The sequence below is a fragment of the Brevibacillus schisleri genome, assembly GCF_055685845.1.
Genome location: NZ_JBVNDM010000001.1, coordinates 4,534,605 through 4,559,023, shown reverse-complemented (window position 1 = coordinate 4,559,023; position 24,419 = coordinate 4,534,605). Strand labels below are relative to the sequence as shown.

At 43.8% G+C, this 24,419-nt stretch carries 38 protein-coding genes; 35 read left to right on the top strand and 3 right to left on the bottom strand.

Annotated elements, in window-relative coordinates:
- The first annotated feature begins 20 nt into the window (after positions 1–20).
- From ACUUHJ_RS21440 to ACUUHJ_RS21270, 35 genes are all read left to right on the top strand, one after another.
- Positions 21–536 carry a structural cement protein Gp24 gene (locus ACUUHJ_RS21440; RefSeq protein WP_472299872.1) on the top strand — a complete coding sequence of 172 codons (516 nt, stop codon included), beginning with the start codon at positions 21–23 and terminating at the stop codon, positions 534–536.
- Positions 537–554: 18 nt separating this feature from the next.
- Positions 555–1,586 (top strand): DUF2184 domain-containing protein, encoded by a 1,032-nt coding sequence (locus ACUUHJ_RS21435; protein ID WP_472299871.1) that lies wholly within the window; start codon positions 555–557, stop codon positions 1,584–1,586.
- Positions 1,587–1,601: 15 nt separating this feature from the next.
- Entirely contained in the window at positions 1,602–1,853 is a 252-nt protein-coding gene (locus ACUUHJ_RS21430) for a hypothetical protein (protein ID WP_472299870.1), read from the top strand.
- A gap of 16 nt (positions 1,854–1,869) precedes the next feature.
- Complete coding sequence (locus ACUUHJ_RS21425) at positions 1,870–2,370, top strand: DUF4054 domain-containing protein (protein WP_472299869.1); 501 nt, start codon at positions 1,870–1,872, stop codon at positions 2,368–2,370.
- Positions 2,371–2,381: 11 nt separating this feature from the next.
- Complete coding sequence (locus ACUUHJ_RS21420) at positions 2,382–2,963, top strand: hypothetical protein (RefSeq protein WP_472299868.1); 582 nt, start codon at positions 2,382–2,384, stop codon at positions 2,961–2,963.
- A gap of 1 nt (position 2,964) precedes the next feature.
- Entirely contained in the window at positions 2,965–3,315 is a 351-nt protein-coding gene (locus tag ACUUHJ_RS21415; RefSeq protein ID WP_472299867.1) for a hypothetical protein, read from the top strand.
- Positions 3,316–3,852, top strand: a complete 537-nt coding sequence (locus tag ACUUHJ_RS21410; RefSeq protein ID WP_472299866.1) for a phage neck terminator protein — start codon at positions 3,316–3,318, stop codon at positions 3,850–3,852.
- An 11-nt stretch (positions 3,853–3,863) separates the two neighbouring features.
- A complete protein-coding gene (locus ACUUHJ_RS21405) occupies positions 3,864–4,970 on the top strand; it encodes a DUF3383 family protein (RefSeq protein ID WP_472299865.1) in 1,107 nt (368 codons plus the stop codon).
- A gap of 16 nt (positions 4,971–4,986) precedes the next feature.
- Positions 4,987–5,424 (top strand): tail tube family protein, encoded by a 438-nt coding sequence (locus tag ACUUHJ_RS21400; protein WP_472299864.1) that lies wholly within the window; start codon positions 4,987–4,989, stop codon positions 5,422–5,424.
- Positions 5,425–5,470: 46 nt separating this feature from the next.
- Positions 5,471–5,926, top strand: a complete 456-nt coding sequence (locus tag ACUUHJ_RS21395; RefSeq protein WP_472299863.1) for a phage tail assembly chaperone — start codon at positions 5,471–5,473, stop codon at positions 5,924–5,926.
- A gap of 32 nt (positions 5,927–5,958) precedes the next feature.
- Positions 5,959–6,111, top strand: coding sequence for a hypothetical protein (locus tag ACUUHJ_RS21390; RefSeq protein ID WP_472299862.1), 153 nt, complete (start codon positions 5,959–5,961; stop codon positions 6,109–6,111).
- Complete coding sequence (locus tag ACUUHJ_RS21385; RefSeq protein ID WP_472299861.1) at positions 6,108–8,018, top strand: phage tail family protein; 1,911 nt, start codon at positions 6,108–6,110, stop codon at positions 8,016–8,018. The genes ACUUHJ_RS21390 and ACUUHJ_RS21385 overlap by 4 nt, the downstream gene beginning before the upstream one ends.
- Before the next feature lie 13 nt (positions 8,019–8,031).
- Positions 8,032–8,607, top strand: a complete 576-nt coding sequence (locus ACUUHJ_RS21380) for a phage baseplate protein (protein ID WP_472299860.1) — start codon at positions 8,032–8,034, stop codon at positions 8,605–8,607.
- 3 nt (positions 8,608–8,610) lie between these two features.
- Positions 8,611–8,952, top strand: a complete 342-nt coding sequence (locus tag ACUUHJ_RS21375) for a phage baseplate plug family protein (protein WP_376897135.1) — start codon at positions 8,611–8,613, stop codon at positions 8,950–8,952.
- A 112-nt stretch (positions 8,953–9,064) separates the two neighbouring features.
- Positions 9,065–9,730 (top strand): hypothetical protein, encoded by a 666-nt coding sequence (locus tag ACUUHJ_RS21370; RefSeq protein ID WP_472299859.1) that lies wholly within the window; start codon positions 9,065–9,067, stop codon positions 9,728–9,730.
- On the top strand, positions 9,690–11,279 hold the full coding sequence (locus ACUUHJ_RS21365) for a phage protein (protein ID WP_472299858.1): 1,590 nt from the start codon (positions 9,690–9,692) through the stop codon (positions 11,277–11,279). Before ACUUHJ_RS21370 ends, ACUUHJ_RS21365 begins: the two co-directional genes overlap by 41 nt.
- A gap of 1 nt (position 11,280) precedes the next feature.
- The gene (locus ACUUHJ_RS21360; RefSeq protein WP_472299857.1) at positions 11,281–11,889 is read left to right on the top strand and encodes a Gp138 family membrane-puncturing spike protein; all 609 of its coding nucleotides are present in this window, start codon (positions 11,281–11,283) and stop codon (positions 11,887–11,889) included.
- Complete coding sequence (locus ACUUHJ_RS21355; protein ID WP_472299856.1) at positions 11,886–12,233, top strand: contractile injection system sheath initiator; 348 nt, start codon at positions 11,886–11,888, stop codon at positions 12,231–12,233. The genes ACUUHJ_RS21360 and ACUUHJ_RS21355 overlap by 4 nt, the downstream gene beginning before the upstream one ends.
- A gap of 16 nt (positions 12,234–12,249) precedes the next feature.
- On the top strand, positions 12,250–13,425 hold the full coding sequence (locus ACUUHJ_RS21350; protein ID WP_472299855.1) for a baseplate J/gp47 family protein: 1,176 nt from the start codon (positions 12,250–12,252) through the stop codon (positions 13,423–13,425).
- A 13-nt stretch (positions 13,426–13,438) separates the two neighbouring features.
- Positions 13,439–14,011 carry a baseplate wedge 1 family protein gene (locus ACUUHJ_RS21345; protein WP_472299854.1) on the top strand — a complete coding sequence of 191 codons (573 nt, stop codon included), beginning with the start codon at positions 13,439–13,441 and terminating at the stop codon, positions 14,009–14,011.
- Between the two features lie 18 nt (positions 14,012–14,029).
- Positions 14,030–14,695 carry a hypothetical protein gene (locus tag ACUUHJ_RS21340; protein ID WP_472299853.1) on the top strand — a complete coding sequence of 222 codons (666 nt, stop codon included), beginning with the start codon at positions 14,030–14,032 and terminating at the stop codon, positions 14,693–14,695.
- A gap of 73 nt (positions 14,696–14,768) precedes the next feature.
- The gene (locus ACUUHJ_RS21335) at positions 14,769–16,460 is read left to right on the top strand and encodes a glycine rich domain-containing protein (protein ID WP_472299852.1); all 1,692 of its coding nucleotides are present in this window, start codon (positions 14,769–14,771) and stop codon (positions 16,458–16,460) included.
- Positions 16,457–16,651 (top strand): hypothetical protein, encoded by a 195-nt coding sequence (locus ACUUHJ_RS21330; RefSeq protein ID WP_472299851.1) that lies wholly within the window; start codon positions 16,457–16,459, stop codon positions 16,649–16,651. The genes ACUUHJ_RS21335 and ACUUHJ_RS21330 overlap by 4 nt, the downstream gene beginning before the upstream one ends.
- The gene (locus ACUUHJ_RS21325) at positions 16,651–16,767 is read left to right on the top strand and encodes a CD1375 family protein (RefSeq protein ID WP_472299850.1); all 117 of its coding nucleotides are present in this window, start codon (positions 16,651–16,653) and stop codon (positions 16,765–16,767) included. Before ACUUHJ_RS21330 ends, ACUUHJ_RS21325 begins: the two co-directional genes overlap by 1 nt.
- A gap of 40 nt (positions 16,768–16,807) precedes the next feature.
- A complete protein-coding gene (locus tag ACUUHJ_RS21320) occupies positions 16,808–16,945 on the top strand; it encodes a CD1375 family protein (RefSeq protein ID WP_376897121.1) in 138 nt (45 codons plus the stop codon).
- Between the two features lie 95 nt (positions 16,946–17,040).
- Positions 17,041–17,499, top strand: coding sequence for a phage holin family protein (locus ACUUHJ_RS21315; protein WP_472299849.1), 459 nt, complete (start codon positions 17,041–17,043; stop codon positions 17,497–17,499).
- A 2-nt stretch (positions 17,500–17,501) separates the two neighbouring features.
- Positions 17,502–18,260: a peptidoglycan DD-metalloendopeptidase family protein gene (locus ACUUHJ_RS21310; RefSeq protein WP_472299848.1), complete on the top strand. Its 759-nt coding sequence runs from the start codon at positions 17,502–17,504 to the stop codon at positions 18,258–18,260.
- Complete coding sequence (locus ACUUHJ_RS21305) at positions 18,257–18,409, top strand: hypothetical protein (protein WP_472299847.1); 153 nt, start codon at positions 18,257–18,259, stop codon at positions 18,407–18,409. The genes ACUUHJ_RS21310 and ACUUHJ_RS21305 overlap by 4 nt, the downstream gene beginning before the upstream one ends.
- Positions 18,410–18,743: 334 nt before the next feature.
- Positions 18,744–19,163: a DUF6941 family protein gene (locus ACUUHJ_RS21300; RefSeq protein WP_472299846.1), complete on the top strand. Its 420-nt coding sequence runs from the start codon at positions 18,744–18,746 to the stop codon at positions 19,161–19,163.
- Positions 19,160–19,717, top strand: coding sequence for a hypothetical protein (locus tag ACUUHJ_RS21295; protein ID WP_472299845.1), 558 nt, complete (start codon positions 19,160–19,162; stop codon positions 19,715–19,717). Before ACUUHJ_RS21300 ends, ACUUHJ_RS21295 begins: the two co-directional genes overlap by 4 nt.
- Before the next feature lie 9 nt (positions 19,718–19,726).
- Positions 19,727–20,290, top strand: a complete 564-nt coding sequence (locus tag ACUUHJ_RS21290; protein WP_472299844.1) for a hypothetical protein — start codon at positions 19,727–19,729, stop codon at positions 20,288–20,290.
- 435 nt (positions 20,291–20,725) lie between these two features.
- On the top strand, positions 20,726–20,989 hold the full coding sequence (locus ACUUHJ_RS21285; protein WP_472299843.1) for a hypothetical protein: 264 nt from the start codon (positions 20,726–20,728) through the stop codon (positions 20,987–20,989).
- 75 nt (positions 20,990–21,064) lie between these two features.
- Positions 21,065–21,307: a hypothetical protein gene (locus ACUUHJ_RS21280; protein ID WP_472299842.1), complete on the top strand. Its 243-nt coding sequence runs from the start codon at positions 21,065–21,067 to the stop codon at positions 21,305–21,307.
- A 14-nt stretch (positions 21,308–21,321) separates the two neighbouring features.
- On the top strand, positions 21,322–21,633 hold the full coding sequence (locus tag ACUUHJ_RS21275; protein WP_472299841.1) for a YolD-like family protein: 312 nt from the start codon (positions 21,322–21,324) through the stop codon (positions 21,631–21,633).
- 10 nt (positions 21,634–21,643) lie between these two features.
- Positions 21,644–21,889, top strand: a complete 246-nt coding sequence (locus ACUUHJ_RS21270; protein WP_472299840.1) for a YolD-like family protein — start codon at positions 21,644–21,646, stop codon at positions 21,887–21,889.
- Positions 21,890–21,933: 44 nt separating this feature from the next.
- Here the strand turns inward: ACUUHJ_RS21270 and ACUUHJ_RS21265 are convergent, their stop codons facing one another.
- Genes ACUUHJ_RS21265 through ACUUHJ_RS21255 form a run of 3 tightly spaced genes read right to left on the bottom strand, consistent with a single transcriptional unit; the run spans position 21,934 to position 24,235 of the window.
- A complete protein-coding gene (locus ACUUHJ_RS21265; RefSeq protein WP_376897104.1) occupies positions 21,934–22,356 on the bottom strand; it encodes a hypothetical protein in 423 nt (140 codons plus the stop codon).
- A 12-nt stretch (positions 22,357–22,368) separates the two neighbouring features.
- On the bottom strand, positions 22,369–22,977 hold the full coding sequence (locus tag ACUUHJ_RS21260) for a replication-relaxation family protein (protein WP_472301226.1): 609 nt from the start codon (positions 22,975–22,977) through the stop codon (positions 22,369–22,371).
- Positions 22,898–24,235, bottom strand: coding sequence for an FtsK/SpoIIIE domain-containing protein (locus tag ACUUHJ_RS21255; protein ID WP_472299839.1), 1,338 nt, complete (start codon positions 24,233–24,235; stop codon positions 22,898–22,900). The genes ACUUHJ_RS21260 and ACUUHJ_RS21255 overlap by 80 nt, the downstream gene beginning before the upstream one ends.
- Positions 24,236–24,419 lie beyond the last annotated feature (184 nt).

Here is a 24,419-nt window from a genome sequence, read left to right as displayed (position 1 = left end):
CACAGAAAGGATGATAGTACATGCCAGGAAAAGTAATTGGTAAATCTCTTAATCTCGGTTATCCAGGGAATGTCTCTCGTAGTGCTGACGCGATCATTGACAATCGGGTCGTAAAACCAACAGACACAGCCAAAATCAACTTTGGTGATCCTGTTGTGCTCAACGATGACAACACATATTCCAAGTTTGGCGCAGCTGGTACTGCTGATACATTCGCAGGTATTGCTGTACGCGAAGTTAAACAAAGTACAGATTATTTCAATGCTCAAGGATTCTATGCTCCAGGTCAACCGTGCGATGTAGCATCTCGCGGAACATTGACAGTAGCATGCAACGTCGGTACACCAAAAGCCAGAGGAGCCGTATACATTCGTATTACAGCGAACGCAAGTATTCCTAACGGTATTGTTGGAGAGTTCGAAGCTGCTGCGGACGGAGCGAATACAGTACTCATTCCGAATCTGAAATGGACAACTGGTAAATTAGATGCAAACAAAGTAGCAGAAGTAACCATTCTGACCCGGGTAAATCCGTAATAAAGGGGGAAACAAAAAATGAACTTGGCAACTAATCAATCTCAAAGAGTGTTTACTTTACCAGTACCTGGCGGCAGCATGATGAACAGCCGTGGTATCACGACGAATGACGCAGCAATCGGTTCCGGAATGACTTTTCTTATTGGAGAATTGGAAAAACGCGATCCTCGATTGCTTGAACCACTCCAAAGCGTGACGTGGACGCGTGACATCGTAGCAAAAACTGGTGGAGGATGGGTAGATTTCACATCTAACACCTTTGTTGACTACGCGACTACTGGTGGGAACGAAAGTGGAATAATCGGTGGAGAAACCAATGACATCCCAATCATGCAAGCAGATGTGAGCAAGGATGTATACAAGGTCTTTTCATTTGCAAATATTTTAAAGGTTCCTTTCGTTGATCAAGCCAAACTCCAAAATATTGGGCGTAGTTTGGATGACATTTTGGATAAGGGGATTCGTTTGAATTACAACAAATCGATCGATAACCTTGTCTATACAGGTCTTCCGTCTATGGGGGTGTATGGCCTTGTAAATAATCCGAACGTTGTAACATCAGCAGCTCCAAACGGTGCATCTGGTAAAGCGGACTGGAGCAGCAAAACGCCGGATGAGATTTTGGATGATATCAACACACTCATCGTGGAGACGTGGACGGCTTCTGAATATGATTTGACGGGGATGGCGAACCACATTCTCGTACCACCACAACAATATGCTTACCTTGTTGGGCGTAAAGTGAGTGAAGCAGGAAACATTTCTATTTTGAAATACCTTGAGGAAAATAATATCGCTCGTAACCAGGGCGTGGAATTAGTTATTGTTCCTTCTCGTTGGTGCACGGCAGCAGGAACTGGTAGTAAAGATCGAATGGTCGCCTATGTGAACGAAGAGGACCGGATTAACTTCGATCTGCCAGTTCCTCTAAGCCGGGTTATGACTCAACCGCAAGTCACAGAAATGGCTTATCTGACAGCGTACGCTGCGCAACTGGGCCAGGTAAAAGTTCTGTACAATTCTTGCATCCGTTACATGGACGGAATTTAAGGAGGACACAAAATCATGCGTATCTTCTCGAAAAGAGCATTCAAATTCGACCATCCGGCAGGCCAAGAGCCTGCCGTTATTGTTCGATCTAATGACTTCGCTACTGTTCCAGATTGGGTAGCTCACTCTGTTATGTTCCAACTGGCAAGTAGCGTTGGTGAAGTTTCTGTAATTGAAACAAAGCAGGATGAAAAAGTTGCTGAATCTGATGCTGCTAAATCTCAGCGCGGCCGCAAAAAGGAAGATAATGACGGCGAAGCCCAATAGAATCGGGTGAGATCATATGTCCATAGCAAATAACGTCAACATGAGTGTGTCAGATATTATCGGGATTGCTTCCAATGTAAGAACTGGGACCAATCCCCCATTTACTTATAACGACTTTATTGCCATGTATCCTCAGTTTGGACTAGATCCTAATGGGAAAACAGTTATTCCCCTAGAGATTGTACAAATGTACATCGATCTAGCCAATGCTTGTATCCTGGAAGCGCGATGGCATGCATACTGGAAAGTCGCTATGGGCTGGTTTATCGCTCATTTCCTTACGCTTTATGTACAGGGAACAGCCGACCCGAATAGTGGTGCTGCAGGTGTATTAAAAGCCGGAGAATCAAGAGGACTGATTACCTCTAAATCTGTTGGGGATGTTTCTATAAGCAAAGACTATTCATTCTTGGCGAATGATTTAGATGGTTGGGCAGCATGGAAACTTACCACCTTTGGACAGCAGCTTGCGACTATCGGGAAAATAGTCGGAAAAGGCAGCATGTATGTGTATTGAGGTGATACATCATGTTTAGTGCGTTCTCCCAAGTGACGACTGGCATTGATAAAACCAATGAGATCAAGAAAGCTTTTGACGAGTTGGCGAAAAGGCAAGTGTTTGTAGGGATTCCTGAAGGTTCAGAGAGACCCGAAGAACACGGTGAACCAATTACAAATGCTCAGCTGCTCTATATCCATTCCCATGGCATTCGACAGAGAGTTATGCGAGAGGAAATGAACCCTGCTGTGGAAAGTGGCGAGATGTCATATAGCAAGGCATATCAATTGTGGATACAGTCTTACGGTTCTCCACTTTGGCAATCTCCTCCACGTCCAGTTCTTGAGCCAGCTATCGAACATAACAAGGAAGCCATCGCTGGACAACTGAAAAATGTGTTGCAAACAGCTCTGAATGGACAGGACCCACAATCTGAATTAGTCAAAGCCGGGTTAATGGGGCAAAACTTCGCTCGAGATTGGTTCACTAATCCCGCAAATGGGTGGGAACCAAATGCACCATCAACCATCAAGAAAAAAGGCAGCGATAGACCTTTGATAAACGAGGGAGAAATGCGTAAAGCCATTACCTTCGTTATTAAGGAGGGATAGTGTGCTCAACGTCAGTGAAGTCATTACTGACCCTGATTTTGCCCAGACGTTCATCGTCCATCGCAAGTCGAACGAATGGATCGCTGGACGTCCTGAAGAAACTGAAACAACCATCACAATGTTGGGTGTAATCACCGTGGCAGATGCAAAAACCTTGGAGCAATTGCCAGAGGGCGACCGTGTAATCGGGATGATGAGCTTTTACTCAACTGTCTCTATCAATACAACCAATGAAGAAGGCACATCCGATCAAATTGAATGGCGCGGGGAACGGTACAGGGTAAAAAAGGTATTCCCTTATGGTGATTACGGCTATTGGAAAGCTGTTGCCGAACGAATGGCTGGTGATTAAATGGCAGACAGTGTACTTCAACTCTCAGATATCGAGAACATCTTCTGGAATTGCACAATTCAAAACCTTGGACTCGATCCAACAGCTAAAGAAAGTCAAAAACGTATTCGCATAGGATACCCGACAGAAGGTGCGCCCGCATGGAAACGCACGGATAATGTCGGATTTATTCTTGTGACGCTAGCTGATGATCCGATCGCACACCAAGCAGAAATCTCATACACCAAAGCAACCCAAACAACCGCGACACGATCAGCGAGCTATACACGAGTTATTCAGGTGTCATGGACTTTTTACGGGCCGAGCAGCTTTGATGATGCTGATAGGATTCGTAACAGCTTGCATTTGAAGCCCGAAACGTTCGCGCCGTTGGCGTTAGTAACAAACGTTTCCGCACCATTTCGCTTGCCTGAGTTATTTGCAGGGCAATGGTGGGAACGCACAAGTTTCACCGCACAATTTAACGAAAAAGTTGTCCGTTCGACGGAAGTTAACTACATCCAATCAGCGGATATTCAAGTCATTCCAAACAAGTGAGGTGGTTAACCTTGGCACAATCTCTTGATGATATCGTAAGAGTCAATGTGACCGTGTCTCCTACTGCACAAAGTGCTGGAACATTTAATATTGGCCTGATTGTTGGAACATCCACAGTCATTTCAGCAACTGACCGCGTGAAAATCTATTCAAGTGTTGCAGATATGAAGTCAGGTGGATGGACAGGAACAGAACCGGAATATGCGGCTGCAACACTCTATTTCAGCCAAAACCCTACTCCATCAAAAGTGGTAATCGGTCGATGGGATGAAACTGGTAGCGAGACTGCTGTTGAGGCTGTAGATGCTTGCCGCGCTGCAAATAACGACTGGTATGCATGTTATGTAGTAGATGCAGTAAAAGCAGAGATTACAGCGGTAGCTGCTGCTGTAGAAGCGATGAAACCGGAGTCTGTGTATTTTTACACAACAGCAGATGCCGATGTTGCGAGTGGAACAGCAGGAAACATTATGGAAACCCTTAAAAGCGCCAGCTACAAACGTACCTTTGGCATTTACAGCAAAACTGCTCATGCAGGAGCTGCCGCCATGGGAGAAGCGATGGGGCTGAATACTGGTGGAGCTAACTCCTCTTTCACGCTTGCCTATAAAACGCTGGTAGGAGTTGCTCCAGAAGTTTTGAACACTACGCAAGTCAATTACATCTTGGGTATAAACGGAAATGTGTTTACGACGTATGGACCAAGTTATCAACTGCTGGTACAAGGCACTATGGCTGATGGTACTCATTTCGATGAAGTATTGAACTTGGACGTGTTGACTGCTGAAATCCAAATTGGAGCTACAAACGCATTGGTGCAAGCTGCAAAGATTCCGCAAACAGAAGACGGACTTTCACTATTAATCAGCGCTATCGAGGATCAGTGTGAGAAATCTGTGACGCGTGGCGCGTTGGCTCCTGGCGTTTGGAACGCAAACGCTGTCTTGACGCTGCAAAGAGGCGATGTATTGACCAAGGGTTATTTGGTGTTGGCTGAGAGTATTGCAAGCCAATCTCAGGCTGACCGTGAAGCTAGGAAGGCTCCACCTATTTATGTGCCAGTTAAAATGGCTGGAGCAATCGAGCATGCAGTTATCAACGTTATTGTGAATCGTTAGGAAGGAGGAATAGAGTATGGCCTACTCAACTTATAGCTTTGCAGATGTATCCATGGTCATTTCACACCCGTCTATGGGGCAATATGTGGCAACTGGAAACGGTTTGGGGAGTATCTCCACTTCGATGACCACAGACCGTTCTTCGCACGATGTGGCTGCGGATGGCTCTATCATGGTGTCAAAAATCATGGGTCGAAATGGAGCGCATGCTATTTCCGCTCAGCAAACATCCGAACTAAATAAATGGCTATTGAAACTGTACAACTACCTGGAGCAAGCCCCTACGAATCAGTGGGCACAAATCAAAATCACGATTCGTTCACCCGCAATGCAGGATCTGATTCGCTCCACAGGTGTTTCGTTCCAAAAACTTCCTGACCGACCTTATCAATCTCAAGGCCAACAGGTAACTTGGAACTTGATGGCGGCAGATGTTGACATGACAGTTTCGTAATAAAGGGCCAATTCATGGCCCTTCTTTAATTTGAGGAGGAATTGATATGCAAATTAAACATAAAGACGTGCAAATCGGTGAACGTACTTTCCGGATCAAAAAATTTTCGGCTAGAACAGGCTCCTTCGTGCTAATCAAGGTAACAAAAATTCTTGCTCCGCTCTTCGCTGGGTTCAAGTTGAACAACGTTAAATCTCCAGAGGACGTTAAGGTTGATGATATCAACATTACTGGTGCAATCGAACAACTGTCCAATATCTCTGAACAAGATTTCAACTATCTACAAGAGCAGGCGCTAAAGGTATGTTTTGAAATCCTGCCGGCTGGACTCGCGCCAGTATTGAATGAAAACGGGATGTTTGGAATTGAGGACGTGGAGGATGACACAGCTACGGTCATGACTTTGATGGTACATGCTTTGGCATTCAATGTGACAAGTTTTTTTCAAGGAAACGGTTTGCAGGGGCTGGTGGCGGGATTGGTTTCGAACCAGCGCGGCTGATTAATGTTGACGAATTTGCATATGCACCAGTCATGGCAAAGCTATGGAACCACCGGGATCTAATAGAGGATGTATTTGATATTGATGATTTGCTGGACGCTCACGAAATGATGGAAGTGGAAGCAGAGAATTCACGAAGGGCAAAAGCAGCTGCCGAATTGCAGGGAGAGGGGATGTTGCCGTGATTGATGTAATCAAAGAGTATCTAGTCTCTTTAGGAATGTCCGTTGATCAGAAGTCTTTTGAGCAAGCAAACAAAGCGATTGGTTCATTGGAAGAAGGCGTAAAGGACTTTGCAAGTTCGACGGTCAAAAGTTTTGCTGTTGCAGGAACGGCAATCGCCACCACGATAGCAACTGCAAATGTTGCTATTGCAAAATTTCTTGGCAATTTGGCACAAGCTGATTTGGAGTCTGAGAAATTCGCCACGCGGATGTGGATTTCAAAGGACGCTGCTGCTTCGCTGAACAACACTTTAAAGGCCATGAATGCAACGATAGAGGACCTTTACCTTAGTCCAGAATTGCTTCGTAACTTCCAGCAATTACGAGCCACAATCAACGAAATGAAGCCGCCTCCTGAATTCCAGAATCAAATGAAGACGATCCGGTCCATTAAATTTGAGTTTCAACGGATGCGTTTGGAAGCCACATATGGACTCCAATGGATCGGGTTTTACCTATTCAAGTATTTAGAAGGTCCGATTAAGAATATCAAAAAGGGGTTCGGCGGATTAAATAATGCAATCATCAAGAGTATGCCGAAATGGAGCAAAGATATAGCGCAATTTCTAAGCTGGTTTGTCAGATTGGGGATTGCGATGGTAAAAGGCGGTAGGGACATCCTGCGGCTTTTTATTATGCTTGGCGAACGAGTCCCCACATCGATTAAATTGATTACTACAGCTTTGTTAGGGCTGTTTATCGCAATTAAAGCACCATTCATCGGGATCAGCTTACTAATCACAGGCATACTTCTGTTGCTTGATGATTTCTATACGTATGTTGAGGGCGGAAACAGCGCATTTGGTCCTCTGTGGAAGAAGATAATTGACTTTTACAAGATGCTAAAGGATACAGGAGTAATCGACCGTTTTGGACGTGCCTTCGATCAGGTAATGCAAACCATTGACCGATGGATAAAACGTGCTGTGGAGGGCATAGGATCGTTTATACAGCGACTTAATGAACGAGGTTATCTTGAATCGTTGCAAAAGTCGTTTGAGTCTACATTCGATTTAATTTATAAAGTAGTAAAAGGATTTGCAGATTGGGTATTTGCTTTCTTTGATGAGCTGAATAATGATGGAATTCTTTCCGGATTGCTCGAGTCGGTTCTTGATTTAAGTCAGGAACTTATCGATACGATCGGCTGGGTAGCTGACCTTGTTTCTCAATTCCTCGAACTAGATGAAGTCCAAGTTATCTTAGAAGGGCTCAGCAATTTTATTTCTGGCACACTGAAGTTTGCACTAGAAGGAATTAAAAACACCCTTGATTCTGTTGTGGCTACCCTGAGACTAGCAAAAGCATGGGTATCTGGTGATGATGTAGGAATTGATAAGGCGTTAGGGGATTTTGCCGAATTGAAAAAGCGACAAGATTCTTTTGGTGATCACTACGGAGGGAAGGTAAAGGACTTTTTCAACTTCATGGTTGCTGATGAAAATGCTCCTAATCCATTCTTGAGCAATACAACCACCGCGGGGGCAGACAAACAAAATGATAGATTAAATGCAAGCATAAACAACCTACCAAGAGGACTTGAACCTTCCTTTAAGAAAGCTCTAAACGAATCCGAGCTCATCAAAGGATTCAAGAATTATAATCTGGACCTAAAGAATGGTTTAACTCTACTGGCTGGAGCAATCAATCCAGAGGTGTTCGAGCGTTACCAGGCGCTTTCTACTGGAACGTATGCTGGCAACTATATGTACTCAACAAACTCAAATCAGACCATTATTCAAAATGAAAATAAACCAGTATTCCATATTACCAGTACTGATCCAAAATCAGCAGCTCAGGAGGCTAATCAACAATGGTCTCAATGGTCGGGCTTGAATATCCGCAATATGAAATCAATCTTTGGATAAGGGAGGAAGAGCAATGAATCCCCTACTAGATTTGAGCAGCAAACCAATCGCCTCCCTTGTCTACCTCAAGACAAACATTGGTGGTTGGTTTTTTGATGCTATTTTACGATCAACACATACTAGCCGATTGAATATCACGCAACACCCAGTTCAAACAGGGGCTGCATTAACTGACCATGCATTTCTCCAGCCTAAAGAAGTAAGCATGGAGATAGGGATGTCTGACACAGCGACAAGTTTGATTCCGGGGCAATTTACGGGGGGCTGGAGTCGTTCGGTTCAAGCGTTCAAGGTCTTACAGGAACTCCAAGCCCTTAGGGTACCATTACAGGTACACTCACGTTTAGGGTTGTATCAAAATATGCTCATTGAGGAAATAAGCGCCCCTGACGATTACACAACGTTATGGGGCCTGCGCTGCACAGTGCTTTTGCGAGAAATTATTGTAGCTCAAGTTAGAACTGTAAAAATCAGTGCTAAACCTTCAGTGACGAATCAAGCAAATAAAGGTAAATTGGAACCTGATCCTGGGAGCGTATTATATCAAACAGGGGCGGGAGATGTAGTGAAAAAGCTAACAGGGGGATGAGTAATGTCTACATCCATTTTGCCAATTACACCCAGCACGAACCAAACATTCACTTGCACATTGCCGGTTGACAATAAGAATATTACGTTGGACTTCTCACTAACATACAATGCTCCAGGTGGATATTGGTTTATGTCTATCACTGATCATGGTAGTGGAGAATTGCTAATTGATGCACTACCTATCGTGACTGGTGATTATCCATCAGCTAACCTGTTGAATCAATATAGTTATCTGGGGATTGGTAGCGCGATTCTTATCTCTGTTACGGGCGATAATTCTATGCCGACATTTGAATCTCTTGGAAAAGATCATTTGTTGGTGTGGAGCAACAATATAACTTAATAATTTTTTGGAATTCTACAAATTTCGACAAATCCGAACAAGAGAAATATGCTAGCATACAGGTATCGATAAAGTGCCGGGGTAATAATTTGGAAGGGTGGGTGTTTTCAAATTGGTAAAGAAATTTTATCTTAGTACAATTGCCGTCTTGGTTATTTGTGTTTCGATTATAGCGATTCCTGTGCATGCTGCTATAAGCGGACCGATGTCAGATCAAGCTCAGGCCGATATTTTGAGAAATGTAAAAAACTTGAATCAGCTTGTTGATTATGCGGACAGAAAGGGATATGCCAAAATAAGCAACATGCAAGATTTTCGTTATTTTTTTGAGTATAATAAGCCGTTGATTATGGAGTACAAACCATCTGCGATTGACTACGGATTTACTATTAGTCAATTTGCAGAAGTTAATAGAGATATCGAAGATTATGGGAATGTTGAACTGCGCGCGGCTCATGGGCGAAAAGAAATGCAATTTTGGGGAGTACCTGTAATCGTTAGTAATATAAGTGATAATCCTGTCAATATTTCGAAAGAGAACTTTATGTTAGTACCTAGAAAAATACCAGAAGGTCAAGAACTTTACACGATCGGCATAGATGCGGATGCGTTTTCGGTTCCAGGAAGCCCCGTTTATCTTCCAGAGCTAAAGCTTGATCCATATAAGGAGATAAGTTTGATTGTATATTTTTATACACCTGTTACCTCCCAGGCCGAAAACATGAGCTTACGAATATATGATGGAAAAGACCATGTGGATATCCATATTACAAAATAGTTTTATTTCAAAGACGCTCCTTTTAGGGGCGTTTTTCTTTTCGTCAAGTCTTGGGGGTGGTTATGTGGGAGATATCCGGAACATCGCTATATATGAAGCTCAAGTACAAGGTGTTGACCTTCCAATTGTTCTAGCTACACTGGAGGCCGAGACCAATTTTACCAACAAAACAGGGGACAACGGAAACGCATTAGGTCCTGGTCAAGTATGGCCAAAATGGCACACCGAATCATTCAAAGCAATCGCATCTCGAATGCATTTAACGTGGCCATCTACTTTACAACAACAAACAGCATTAGTTTTGAGTAATGACCAATTTGCTACAGCGGTAGCTGTAAAAGTTATTGGACGGGCTTGGAAAGCATCTAAACAGAATTTCCGTGAGTTTTCTCTTCAATATGTTGGTCCAAAGATACCAGATCGAGATTATCAGCGAAGATTAAACATTTACCTAAAGTATGTGAATGGAGAAGCTGCAAACGCTGCTAAGTCCGCCTATACTCCTGGGATGAATGTGGGTGCGGATACGATCGGGCAGACAGGAAACGCCCAAGCGGGCTTAGGTCCCATCAACGATGCATTCATTCCAGCGTCAAATTATGGTGTGGTTGCAAACAGTCAGAGGAATGGGAATGTTTTATACGGACGTCGTTATCGTGTGCTTGTTGCTAATTCAAAAGGAACCGCTCTGGACGTCTCTGAACTTAGATGCACCTTTGAAGTTTACAAAACGATGTTTCAACCTCAGTTTTCTAATGTGACAATCTACAACTTAAATGTTGAAACCGAGAATCAACTCATCAACGAAGGGGACACAATCTATATTGAATCCGGATATGAAGGAGAACAATATGGGTTGATTTTTATGGGGGATGTTGTTCAGGCCATTCGAGGCAAAGAGGATGGTGTGACATATAAACTGACGCTTAATTCTCTCGATAGCGACAGAGCATTGAATCTCGGGCCGTTTGTTGCTTTTTCTACAGCTAAGGGGTTAACGGCAAGGGATATTATAGAAAATGTAGCAAGTAAAGCAAAAATACCTATGCAGCTTGGGACTATCTCGGAAGGATTGTCCGAGGCTAAATTGACGCGAGGTAAAGTGTTTTTCGGTAAATCGCCAGACTATCTACAACAAGTAGCGAAATCTAATGCTGCAACATTTTATACAGATGACGGCAAGGTGAACATCATCAAGGCGACTGACTATCCTAAGAACGAGATTGTTGATTTATCCCCCGAATCTGGACTGATTGGAACCCCGATGCAAAGTGATTACGGCGTTACTTTCAAATGCTTGCTAAATCCGCGTTTGAGATTGAATTCGCTGGTTCGTATCAATAATCAATTGATTCAAGCCCACACTTTTCAATTTGGGCAAATTCCTCGATCGCTTGATACAGCAGGTATTTACCGAATAGTGGAACTTCATCACAGTGGAGATACACGAGGTGACAACTGGTACACAGAGTGTACAACCGTCTCGCAAGCTGGCGGGTTTATTCCGGGTTTGCTTGTATCGCCAAATGGAGATCCGTGGAGGAGTTAATATGCCAGTACCAATAAATGAACGTCTCAAAAACAATGAGATGGAGTTTTACAATGTGTTAATGGATCGTGTCTTTAATCAACTACGCGTTAGTGTTCCGGGAACCATCCAAGAGTTTGATCCAGTTACTCAAACAGCCACTGTTCAAGTTGCTCTGCGTGAGCGTGTACGACAAGAAAGCCTCGAATATCAATGGATTGAGTTGCCGCCGCTGTTAGATGTTCCTGTCGTTTTTCCGCGGGGCGGTGGATATACATTGACTTTCCCAATCAAACAAGGTGATGAGTGCTTAATTGTCTTTTCGGACATGTGCATTGATGCTTGGTTTTCCAATGGTGGCGTACAAAATCAGATTGAGCAGCGCCGCCATGATCTTTCAGACGCAATCGCCATTCCTGGATTATGGAGCCAACCAAGGAAATTGGAGCAATATTCAACAAAGCATGTTGAATTGCGAAATGATAAACGCACAAAGTTCATTCGGATCACTGATGAAGAAGAGGATGCAATTGATATTGTCGCTCCAGTGATCCGCATAAACGGTAAAAACATCACGAATCAAACCGACTATACCAACTGGATAAATGGAGGGGGTCAAGTTGACCAATGAGATATCGACCACTTGAAAATGGCGATTACACAATGGGCAAGCCATGGTTGATTGATGCCGCAGCAGTCGGACAAGCGATAAAAACCAGACTTTTGCTGTTGCAAGGGGAATGGTGGGGACAACAAGACGATGGACTACCACTCTTTCAAAATATCTTAGGCACCCGTGGAGATCAGAGGGAATTGCAGCAAGTAGATTTGTTGGTTCAAGAAAGAATCCTAGGGACACCAAATGTCGCAAATATTGTAGAGTTTCAAAGTTCATACGCAAACCGGACCTATTCATTTCGAGGGGAAGCTGAAACAACATTTGGTGTGACAATCCCAATAGGTTATACATTCTGACGAAAGGAGGATAAACATGGCTTACTTCGCCCCTTATATAGACGAGAGTGGTTACCATATGCCGACATATCAGGATATTCGAGATGATTTGATTGCCCAAGCAAAACAAATTTTTGGACAAGACATTTATCTTGGAAACGATAGCCAAGATTATCAGTTGATTTCTGTATTTGCGAATAAAATTTATGATAGTCACCTTGCTGCACAAGCTGCCTATAACAGTCGAGGTCCATCTACTGCCGTAGGAACAGGATTGGATGTAGTCGTTGGTATAAATGGTATCAAGCGCACTGGACAAACTGCATCAACGGCACCAGTAGTTTTAAGCGGCACTCCTGGCACTGTCATTACACAAGGGATAGCAAGAGATGAAAACGGGATGAAGTGGAATCTTCTATCACCGGTTACTATCGGGTCGAATGGCACTATATCTACCGTTGCAACATGCCAAACGTTGGGGGCTATTTATGCACCTGCATATACGATCAAGTATATCGAAACCCCAACTTTAGGATGGACGAGTATTACAAATCCGATTGATTCAACACCGGGAACCGATGTGGAAAGTGACCCTAAATTGCGAACGAAACAAGCGGTAAGCACTGCAAATCCGAGTCGTGCTGTTCTGGAAGGTATTAAAGGGGCTATAGCGAACGTAGGTGGCGTTACACGGTTTGAAGTATACGAAAACGATACAGGGCAGACCAATGCAATGGGGCATCCAGAGCACTCTATCACAGCTGTTGTAGAAGGTGGAACTGACCAAGATATCGCACAGGCTATCGCTACACGTAAAACTCCTGGTGGCTATACAAACGGAACGACAGAGGTAGACGTAACGGATCGCTATGATCAAATTACACCAATACGATTTTATCGACCTACCTATGTGGATATTGATGTTGTCGTTAATGTCAAGAAACTGCCAGGTTATACAAACCAAACAACGGAAGACATGAAAAGCTATATTGCTGATTACATCAATAGTTTATTCCTCGGCAATAACTTGACCCTATCCAGCTTATGGGGTGCTGCATTACAGGCAAACCGAATTCCGACAAGTCCGTACTTTTCGATTACTGGCTTAACTGCAGCTAAATCCGGACAGCCGCAAGGAACAGCAGACATCGTGTTGCTATTTAACGAGGCTGCAAGAGGATCGGCAACAAACGTAACTGTAAACGTCACATAAGGAAGGTGATTACGTGGCGATTCAACCATATTTAGACCTAATTACTTCAGAACATTACAACCGCCCAAAATTCATGTCATGGCTATCAGCGCTCCTGCAAAAAGCTGATGACGCAGAAACGATTTCCAATATTATCCCGAGTGCTTTTGATGTTGAAAATGCAGTCGGTGTACAACTGGATACACTCGGTGAGTTAATCGGCAGGACAAGGTTCCTGCCTTTTCAATTGGCTGACGGATCATCACCTGTCCTAGATGATCACAATTACCGAATTGCTCTTAAAGCAAAAATTGCACAAAACCAATGGGATGGTACTGTTCCAGAGATTTATGACATGTGGGACAGTCTTTTTCCAGACGCACAATTGATGATTACCGACAATCAGGATATGACCATGAAAGGCACGATACGTGGCGATCTTGGCTTGCAGAGTGTGGAACTAATCACAGTCGGTTACATCATTCCAAAACCATCTACAGTGCGGTTAAATGTGGCGTGGCAAACTGAGTTAACGCGGAAGGATTATCTCGGGATGATTGTCACTATGAGAGATACAACCCAACTTACTTTTCCAAGTCCGGAATAATGAAAGGAGGCCTAACCATTGGCACAGTACAGTACGATGATCATTACGGAGTTAGGTAAAGTCTTGTATGCCAAATCACAGACTGGAAAACCACTTGTCTATACAAAAATGGGGATTGGTTCAGGGCAAGTCAGTGGCGATCCAAGCAATTTGACTCAACTTGTACAACCAATCGGATATTTTCCAATCAGCTCGTTTTCGATCAATGGGGACACAGCGCAAATCAAAGCCGTTTTCGAAAACACCAATATCAACCAAATCACATATTCCTGTGAACTTGGCATTTTTGCCAATGATCCTGATTACGGAGAAATTCTGTATGCTTACGCAAATGCAGGATCAAACGGCGATTATATCCCACCAATTGCAGCTGGTCCATATTCGCGTGAATTTCAAATAAATGTCGCTGTAGGCAATACGACATCTGTTACAGCGAACATTCTGCCTTCAGCTTATGTGACTATCTCTGACTTCAATGCTCATGTAAACAACACAAATATCCATATTCCGCGATCAGAATTTGAATCTGCAATCAACAATCTGCAAAACCAAATCGATACAATCAAAGCAACGTTCCCCGATAGTTTTATCCACAACTTATTTGATAATGGTCTAGAAACGATTGACGACATCGCGCTGACGAATGGTTACTACAATGCAGTGTATTCACGTTTGGAGGTATGAGTATGAGTATGAGTATGAGTATGAGTATGATCACTACCGATAACGGCCATTTGCGGAAGGAAGGAGGATGCGTGTGGCACCAGTAATAGGAACGGACGTGCTTGGGAGGAGAACTTACACTTTTCTATATACGGGAACAGCAGAAGCTTGGACGGTTCCTGATGGAGTAAAAAAAATCAAGATTGAAGCATGGGGGGCACAAGGTCCGTCAGTTTTAGCAGGCGCGACTGCTGGCGGTAAAGGCGGTTATGCTGTTGGTGAGTATGTACCATCTGCTGGACAAGTGTTAAATATTTTTGTTGGTGGGACGCTTACTGGTTTCAATGGCGGTGGAGGAAAAAGGTCTGGTACTAGCAGCAATACTAACGGCGGCGGCGCCAGTGACGTGCGAGTTGGAGGATCAGCCCTTGCTAATCGAATTATTGTGGCAGGTGGAGGTGGCGGTGGGTATGGTAATGCTGAACCTTGGGGAAAAGGCGGTGATGGTGGAGGACTGACAGGTGGAGATGGGGCTTTTAACTACATCAAAGCAACTGGCGGAACACAGTCGTCTGGAGGACAAGGAGGATCAAACGCTAACGGTACAGGTAGCGAAGGTTTGCCTGGTACGCTCGGAACTGGAGGAGCATCTGGCACCCAGGGCGGCGGAGGCGGAGGCGGTTACTATGGTGGTGGTGGAGGAAATGTTGGTGGCGGAGGCGGAGGTTCATCTTATGTTGGAACACTTACTAATGCCTCGACAACACCTGGTCTACGTAGTGGTGACGGTCTTGTTGTTATCACGTTGTTTAACACTCCGCCAACTCTCACGCTCACGTCACCTGCCAACAATCAAACCTTGACGGAGGGAACGACGTATTCCATTTCTGGTTCTGTAATGGATTCAGATGCAGGGAATGTTGTAAGTGCTTGGTACAAAATCAATAACGGAACCGCTATGGCGATTAATTCTGGAGTTTCTAACGGAAGTACGCCGATTTCTTTTGCCAAGGATCTAACCTACCGCAATAAACGTCTATGGGATGGATCTACGGATGTTGTAGGGTACGATCTTGCTGAAGGTACTGACCATACGTTATATGTTTGGGCACAGGACGATCAATCTGGTACGTCACCAAATCAAACGAGAGCCTTTAAGGTTGTATGGAATCGGCCTCCAGTTATTTCAGGCACAGATAAAAACTTAGGGAAAATCAGCACACCTCCATCCGAAAGTTTTAGTGTCACCGATCCGGAAGGGAATCCATTTACCATCGAATATTACCTAGACAATGTATTGTTTAATTCATTCCCGGGTGTTAGCGGACAAAACTACACGGTAACGATTACAAATGACAAATGGCTACGCACATCGCTAGCTCAGCACCAATTGAAAATTAGGGCGATCGACAATCAAGGGGCTTATTCGGATCGAATCTTTACTTTTGTTCGTACAGATGACCGCATCGAATTTAAACTCAATTATTCGAACCCTGATGTGAAAAGCTTCTTTACCACCAATCAAAAGGCAAACAGAATTCTGGTCACAATGGATGGTGTGATTCCCACAGGAGCTACATTGCTTGTAGAAGCTTGTAACAATGCATATGACACACAGCCGCAGTGGGAAAACGTTACGAGTCAAGTGCAAGCAAAACGTGGGTATCAATTCGCGAATACAACATCTACGTCAGGCAAATGGGGAATCAACATTCATTTCAAAATCACAAAAGGTACTGCAACTGAAACAGTGATTTTAAATGGATTTGGGGGTGCTTTCGATTGATGCAATATCGAAATCCGAAGCCAATTACAGAAATCAATGACAACAATGCCAAAGACCCAAGGATAAGAATCGCTCAACTGGAATCTGAACTTGTGGTAGAAAAAGAAGACAAACTCATGATCATGGAGGCAACTGCTCAAATATATGAGGAACTTCTTGCCCTTAAATCTCAGAGTGGAGGAACTAAATAATGGCAGATATTTACTATAACTTGGTAAAGTCCGGAAGACGAACTATAGAACAAGTACCAGTTCATTTTCAAAAGGAAGTGCAGGAAATGATTAATGCTAACAAACCTTCTTTATAAACTGGGCATTTGGCTAATTTCTTTGAAAGGAGGTGGAGTAATGGTAGCGATCTATGTAGCTCTTATTATTGCTGGACGACGCACATTTGAAAGTGTGCCTCTGAACCTACAGCCAGCAGTTAAAAGTGATCTAGAGGCGCTTGGACTGGGGACAGACGGCATGCCTTTAGAAACATAAAGCTCTTTCCACAAAATGGAGAGAGCTTGTTTTATAGGGAGCTGCTAACGCGGCTCCTTTTACTTTTGCCCCCATGGGGTGAGGAGGATGAACTGATGAGGTTCGCACAGAGCTTAGATAACGTAGCAACACCAGCTAATGGCATTGCAGCAACGGCAGGAGCTTTTCTGACTCCTGTATTTCATTACTTCTATGGGGAAAATCGACAGGACATCCTGATTGTACTCTTTTTGATGATTGCACTCGATTGGATCACAGGCGTAACAGCTTCCAAAAAGGACGAAACATACTCCTCTGATTACGGTTTGAGTCGCATTCCACGGACATTATTTCTCTTTGCATTACCAGCACTGGCAAACCTGCTTGATAAGGTCATGGGCACGCCAGGCTTTTTGTTTTACGGCGTCACCTTTGGTCTAATCTACCACACATGGAACAGCTTAACTGCAAATGCTCACAGAGCCGGATGGCCTGTGCCAAAGTCCATCGTTAACCTTGTCGGATCTGAGATCAAAGCCAAGACCGAGAGAGCGGCGAGAAAGGAGTTCAAGTGATTATGATTCATTTGATGCAAGAGTATCGAGTCACCAGTCCTTATGGTCCACGAAAGAGCCCAATTAATGGAAGACAAGAAATTCACACAGGAATTGACCTAGTAAAGCAAGCATACGCAAACATTCAAGCTTTCATAGCCGGGACGGTTGTTTATGCCAATATGGGGCAAACAGGTACTGGGGTCGGTGGTTTTGGAAACACAGTAATCATCAAAGACAAAGACAATTACCTACATATGTACGCACACCTCACAGATTACTGTGTCTCAGTTGGACAGTTCGTTGATCGTGGTCAGGTGATCGGTCGGCAAGGGAACACTGGAAAATCAGCAGGACAGCACCTACACTATGAGGTTCGGAAAAACGGACCGAGTTTCGGTTTTGGAAACCACATACATCCAGTGAAGTATGTTAATGATTTTTATGCGAAGGAATGTACCCAACCAGAGAAAAAACCTGTTGATAGACCTGTGGATAAGGTATCCATCGAGGTCAACGGAACCTTGCTGCCAGTGCAAGGCTACCTCAAAGATGGCGTCTCGACCCTTCCAGTGCGTGCGGTATCTGAAGCTGCAGGAGTCACGCCAGGATGGTGCCCAGACACGAAATCCGTAACAGTGAATGGCAAGCAGCTGACAGTCACTATCGAAGCAGGAACGTCCTATGCACCAGCCCGGGAAATTGCTGTCGCACTTGGTCTACAAGTGGAGTGGGTACAAGAAACCAAAACCGTAATACTGAAAGGATGTGTGACAGTATGAAAGACTGGCTGAAAAACAACAAGAAGAGCGTGCTGCTGATCCTGACAGGTGCCCTCGGCATCGCCGGAGCTGCCATTGGATTAAGCGAAGACTTGCAACTTCAAATCGTTAGTATCGTTGATCAACTTTTGTTCGCCCCTCGCCCTTAATTGGGTGGGGGGCTTTTTTTATTTCGGCAAGTGGTTAGGTGTGGGTGAGTAACATTACACTTACTTACAGAAGTTTACACTACCAGAGATTTAGCGAGCGTAAGGAAATATTAGGTAAAATAGAAAGTCAAAAGGGGAGCAGCAGAAGGAGGCAAGCTTGAAATTATAAGCAAGGTAGGCTGTCAATAAATAATGAGGAAAACTTCTGCAAGGTTTTGTGGGGAGGTCTTGACATATGCTGTAAAATAAAAGTGTAGACAAGCGTTTTTTATTATCCTCAGCTTCATTGTCAGTTACATCTATGAGCAATGAAGAGAATTGGTGGAGGGTTCATATGCCATTTGTTTCAACTTTCGTTTACTGTGAGGGTACAAATCTGAACATAAATAATCAGGGCCAACAACAAATGACGATTACTGGTCCATTGAATATTTTTAAACCGTTATTTGTACCTGGTTTATTTTCTTTCTCGCTTGTGTTCGGTGTATTTGATCTTGATACATCAAAAGATCAGCAATTCCAGATTCTTTTTGTTGATCCGGATGGTGAGAATGTCATCGATACAGGCACGATGTCACTACCAAGTAATCCAGATACAAAGGATATACCCGAAGAAGTACGTGGGCTTATGCTAAACTTTGATTTCCGTAATGTCGTATTTCGACGTGAAGGAATTTACAGAACGGTTATCATTTTCAATGATAAACAAATTGCAGAATTCCCAATTGCTGTGAAAGGACAAGAGAGCTTATGACACAAGGTGTATTGCAATATAAAATACACAACAATTCTGACGAGCAGCAACAGAATAAGGTGTTATTTCCTACGAATGTAGAAAAAAATGCTTTAGGACCTCTAAAGAGTGTCATAGGGGCAATTACATTAATCTCTTTTTCATATGGGGTATATTCACCAACTGTAGTCAGTCCTATCTCAAACAGTTCAATGATGCAAGCAGCCTTCACTAAAGGTGGAAATCATTACTCTAGAACTGTACTGTCAGGACCTGAAAATGGATATAATGAGGATAATCAGAGCTATTCTGCAACTGCAAATGCTCTATACCTTGTTAATCCTGACCAATTGGAGGAGAGCAAAATGGTTGATAATCGCCTCCCTTACAACTTAAAAGGTCGCATCGTCGAGAGTGTTATTAATCGTGCTGGGTCACTCCCTAAACGGGTGGTTATTACCAGAGAAGAAGAAGGATTTGTAAACATCAAATCAAAGCCCTTTACTTCAGAACGAGTTGTTACCTCTAAGATAATTCGTGCTGGTGTTTTACCACAAAGAAAGCTCAACTCATAGGGGGTAAGCATGAGCAACACTTGGTACCTAACAATAGATGAAACAGAGAAGGTTAGCCAGGGAGATATTTTTTCTGGGTGTCCCATTTTTGTTCCTATCCCAACTCTTGATCCTGAGGCAGAGGATTATGTTGGAAGTGTTGAGACAACTATTTACACTGCAAAAGTTGTAGTATTAACACAAGCGTGCGATCTCGAAAACAATCCAAATGAGCAAGTGGTAATTGCGCCACTTTATGATGTGAGCACTTTAGAAGTAAATGGAGATAGATGGGGCCATGTAAAAATGGTATATCAAGGTCGTATACCTAACCAAGCTATCATTGGGAATTATGATGGTGAGTTTACAGACCTACATATGTCTTACCAAATTGTGGATTTTTCAAAAATATTCACAATTCAATACGATTTTTTAATGAAGTTCCGCGAAGTTCATGGTAAGCGTCTGCGATTGAATACACCTCATCGTGAGTTACTTTCCCAACAGTTTGGTGGATACTTTTCTAGGATTGGTTTGCCAAATCAGGACCATATTAGTGAAGATGCTTTGAAAAAAAGTACCAGATTACAATAATAGACAATATAAAAAAGCCCAAAGTGGGCTTTTTTATATTATTTGGAATGGATTAATTTATACCCTCTAAAGTGGGGGTATCCTCATGATCTAAGAACCCGTTGGGTAAGAGCTTTAAATGGGTTCGTCTTTCTTCATTGTGTAAAAGTAACAAATGGCTCTGTCGATCCGAAGGCTTGCGTTCCTACGTGGGCTACTAATGTAGGTGAGATGGAGCCTTTATTTTGATTAAGAATGAATGTCTTTTATAATATAGATAACCAAAACCATTCCTAACAACGAAGAGAGGGGGTTTTTCAACCCCCATCTATATACCAGGCTACGACTGACCAATGATCCATCAGCAAAAAGAGTCATCCTTCGGAGTAAAATCCGTGGGAGGGCTTTTCTGTTTTTGGCAACAATTGTATGATTGAGAAAAAGCGAGGTGGTAGAATGACCTACAATTTAAGAGATTTTGGTGAACGCGGCACCGCACTGAGTTTTGACCTCGGAGAAAGACCACAAATCCTACTTACTGGACCTGAATGGAAAATGGATGATGGTCCAGGTTGGGACGCAATGCATTTCGAAACTGGTTCTGATTGGGAACTGAGCTTGGACGGTGGTCCTGGTTGGCAACTGTATGGGCCGCCAGACGGTTGGGGAAAAATATTACAATATGGACCAGGTGAAACTAACGCGGTAGTGCTCCAATAAAAAGTGGGGCTTTTCTTTTTTCGTCACTCGTCATAAAATAAGAACAAACGTTCCTATTTAAGGGAGTGATTATATTTGCTGTCTGATATCGAGCGGAAAGTCTTGCGAGTGATCGGAAACTATTCGGCAGGGCGGCGCAGAACACCAACTATTGATGAACTGTGCATCAAGACAGGGAGAGATAGAGGCGGGATCATGACAATACTCGATGCACTCACAAAAGAGGAATACATTGAGTGGCATAGGTCAGATCCTGACAAAATGGAAGTGTTCGAAACATGGGAAAGGAACGGTGTGTTGAGATGGCCTCTAAGATAGAAAATCCTTTTTCAATGCGTTTTGTGTTGCCTGAGCAGCGCGAGTTGTACCTACAGATGAAGGCGGATGATAGACTCATAGTCATGCCTATAATCGAGCAAGATGAACTGGAGTCATTAAACTACATTATCAACGATTCAGCGCGGGCCGATTATGCTATTACAGTAACGTGGTGGAAGCAAGTGAAAGGTAGCCTGGGAACTATATGTACGATGTGGGGAGTAGTAAAGTGGATCGATCAGAACGGCAGGAGAATTAAGCTCGTTACCGATGAAGATAGCCAATGGATATCTATGGATCACATAACGGCTGTAAAAGCGGATTAAGGAGGACTCTATGGCAAAGTCAGCTACACCAAAACGACCGACTCGGGATGAATTTGAATTAGAAGAATTGGGAAACCAGCTCGTTGAAGCAAAAGATGATGGCGACGAGAGAGCGTTGACTGTTTGGGGAATGCCTGAGAAAGTCCGAGGTCGGATCACTGCTCTTGATTCCCGTACAAGGCTAGTTCATGTAGAGGAAAACGAAACAATACGGAAAATACCCTTCCTGGATATTATGAAGGTGAGTTATGAATAATTATCAACGCCCGTTCCAGCATATATGGAGACGGGCGTTAGTTTTTATATACTTTTGCCAATTTGCTCAAGCACCTTAATGAACAGGGGAGAGAGTTGAATCAACAGATATCCCAAACCAGAGTTTTGAATAGTAGACCAAGCTCGTTCAGATTGCCCAAACATAAAGAAGAAGCAACCGCCGATCATGACTACTGAAGCTACTGGCAGAGAGATGGCCACAAGTATTTGTGTTAATGGATCGAGAGCGTGAGCTAGGACCTGTAATGTTGCGCCGGCTACGACTTGTGTAGCGGCAACGGGGATACTTTCGGCTGCACTCGCATGAAAAGCAGGGGCTAAAGCCAGCGGTACCATTGCACCTGTCTTAATCAGCGCATCTGTAAGTTTCTTCAGATCGTGCTTTTTAGGCTTCGACATATTCCCATCCATGAAATCACGGAATTTGATAACTTCTGTTCTCGCCATCTTGACCACTCCTCACATGATGTCGTTTATCTGGCATACCTCAACAGGCAATCCTTCACACAACTCCGTAAATCGCCTGACTCTGCTTTTGCTGACCGTTACGACGTGCAGAATGGGGAAGTATCCAAACTCCTTCTGAAACAAACCTCGATCAAACATTTCCCTGTAACGTTTTAACTTTGCGCTGTTCTCAGCCATGCTTTGTGTGTTATCGACTTCAAGAAAGTTGTGGCGTTTATTTTTGGTAAAAAGCGCATCTGTAACCAGGGTGGTTTTACCGTCTGTCACCTTAATTTCATTCCGCCAATTGACCGGGCATCCCATGTGAAAGAAGTAATCGTTACGCATAAGTGTGTGCTTTGTTTGCAATGTGCGCCGCACGACCTTTTGCGATCCGATCATATGCCGACCAGCACGATTGAGGTAGTACACTGTGCCATATTCCTCTTCGCGGAACGATTGAAGGTAATCTTCCATACACTTGAGGACCTTTTGAGCGTTCCTGTCGCCTCCTAGACGGTGTAGCCGTTGAATGTGCGACCTACTCAAAAAACCGAATCTGTCCAGACTGTGGAGGATTTGTTCCTGTCTCTCTATACGTTTCACGGTGGTTGTCTGCATCATGCTGCTCCTTTCTGGATTTGATGGTGATATGAGGCTGCACAACCTTGCGAATGGTCTGCGGATCGATAAAAGGAGTCTGCACGATTTGTCTCTTATCGGCGGTCTGGAATATGGCGCGGCCCTTTATTTCGGGAAGTGCTTCAGCTCCGGTTTCATCGAGGACTACACGGGAGGCCGTAGCTGACTGCACACGGAAGCATAGCTTGGCGTCACTGTTTTGTTTGCATTGGCGAGGAATGACATCACCAGTAGGGTATTGGGTGGCGAGTATTTGCCTATACCCTAAACCTGCTCCTAATCGCGCTATCTGGCTTAAATATGTTTGGCAGCGTTCCTTGAGAGCGCGGTCCTCTTTGGTTACTGCTTCATCAGGATTCAACTCTCCGACCTCATCGATAATAATGAAGTGTCTGGCCTTCTCTCCGGCTTCCTGAACGTTCCTGTAGCCCATCTGTTTAATAACCGATTGCTTACCTCTCATACCCTCAACAAGCGCTCGCAAAGCCTTCTCGGCCTCTTCAGGCTCCTCAGCATAGTGGATCACCTGCTTTGCATTTCGGTAGTCCGAAAACTCCACGCCGCCTTTCAGATCGATCAGTGTGAATTGTACGTTGTCCGGCTGCTGAGTTAGTAGAGTGGTGATGATCAGATTCAAAAAGTTACTCTTGCCGTATCTTGTTGCGCCGCCAACAACCATGTGGGGAATCTGCTCGAAATCATGATGAACGATCGCATTACCTTCTCTAATCAAGCCGACAGGCACATTCCAATTTCCCGTAGCGAGTACTTCTTCATATTTGACTAGGGAGGGTATCGGTTGTTTGTAAACCTTCACTTTAAGGAGCCCGTCGTACGAAAGCTCAACTTCCTTTTTGGCGGTCTTTTTCTTTGTAAGTAGCATCTTGAGTTGGGGGAGTCTGGGGCTGGTGTGATCGATCGTTTTAAGGTCTGTAAAGGAAAATGACAGCGCGGTTTTGCGATTGTTCAACCCGTCTTGAATGTGAGCGAGTTTAGCCTGGTAATCCTCAAAGCTACGGCCCAACGGAATGCGATAACGGTACTCAGTGCCCCATGAGTGATTTATTTTTTTGACGAGCTGTGCGGTATAGGTTTTGTCTTTGTCTTTTACATTCAATCCGGTCAGCAAAAAAATCTTGTTCAGTTTTTCACTGTCGTTTGCGACTCCAGACTTTTGCAAATGAGCATACAATGCAACACATCCCAGCACAGCAGATGAGATCACTTCCAAAATCACCGATCACCAACTCCTTTCACGCCACCTCGTTGTTGATTCGATAGAAACAGTTGCGATAAAAACGTATAGATCAGAAATTCATAAAACAATGTCATTACTGGGTGCTGTTGTTCGTTTTGCCGTTCCTAAGCGAGGCGCATTAAACGAACTGTGGTGCGAAACCAGCAACGAACTGTTTTGTTGT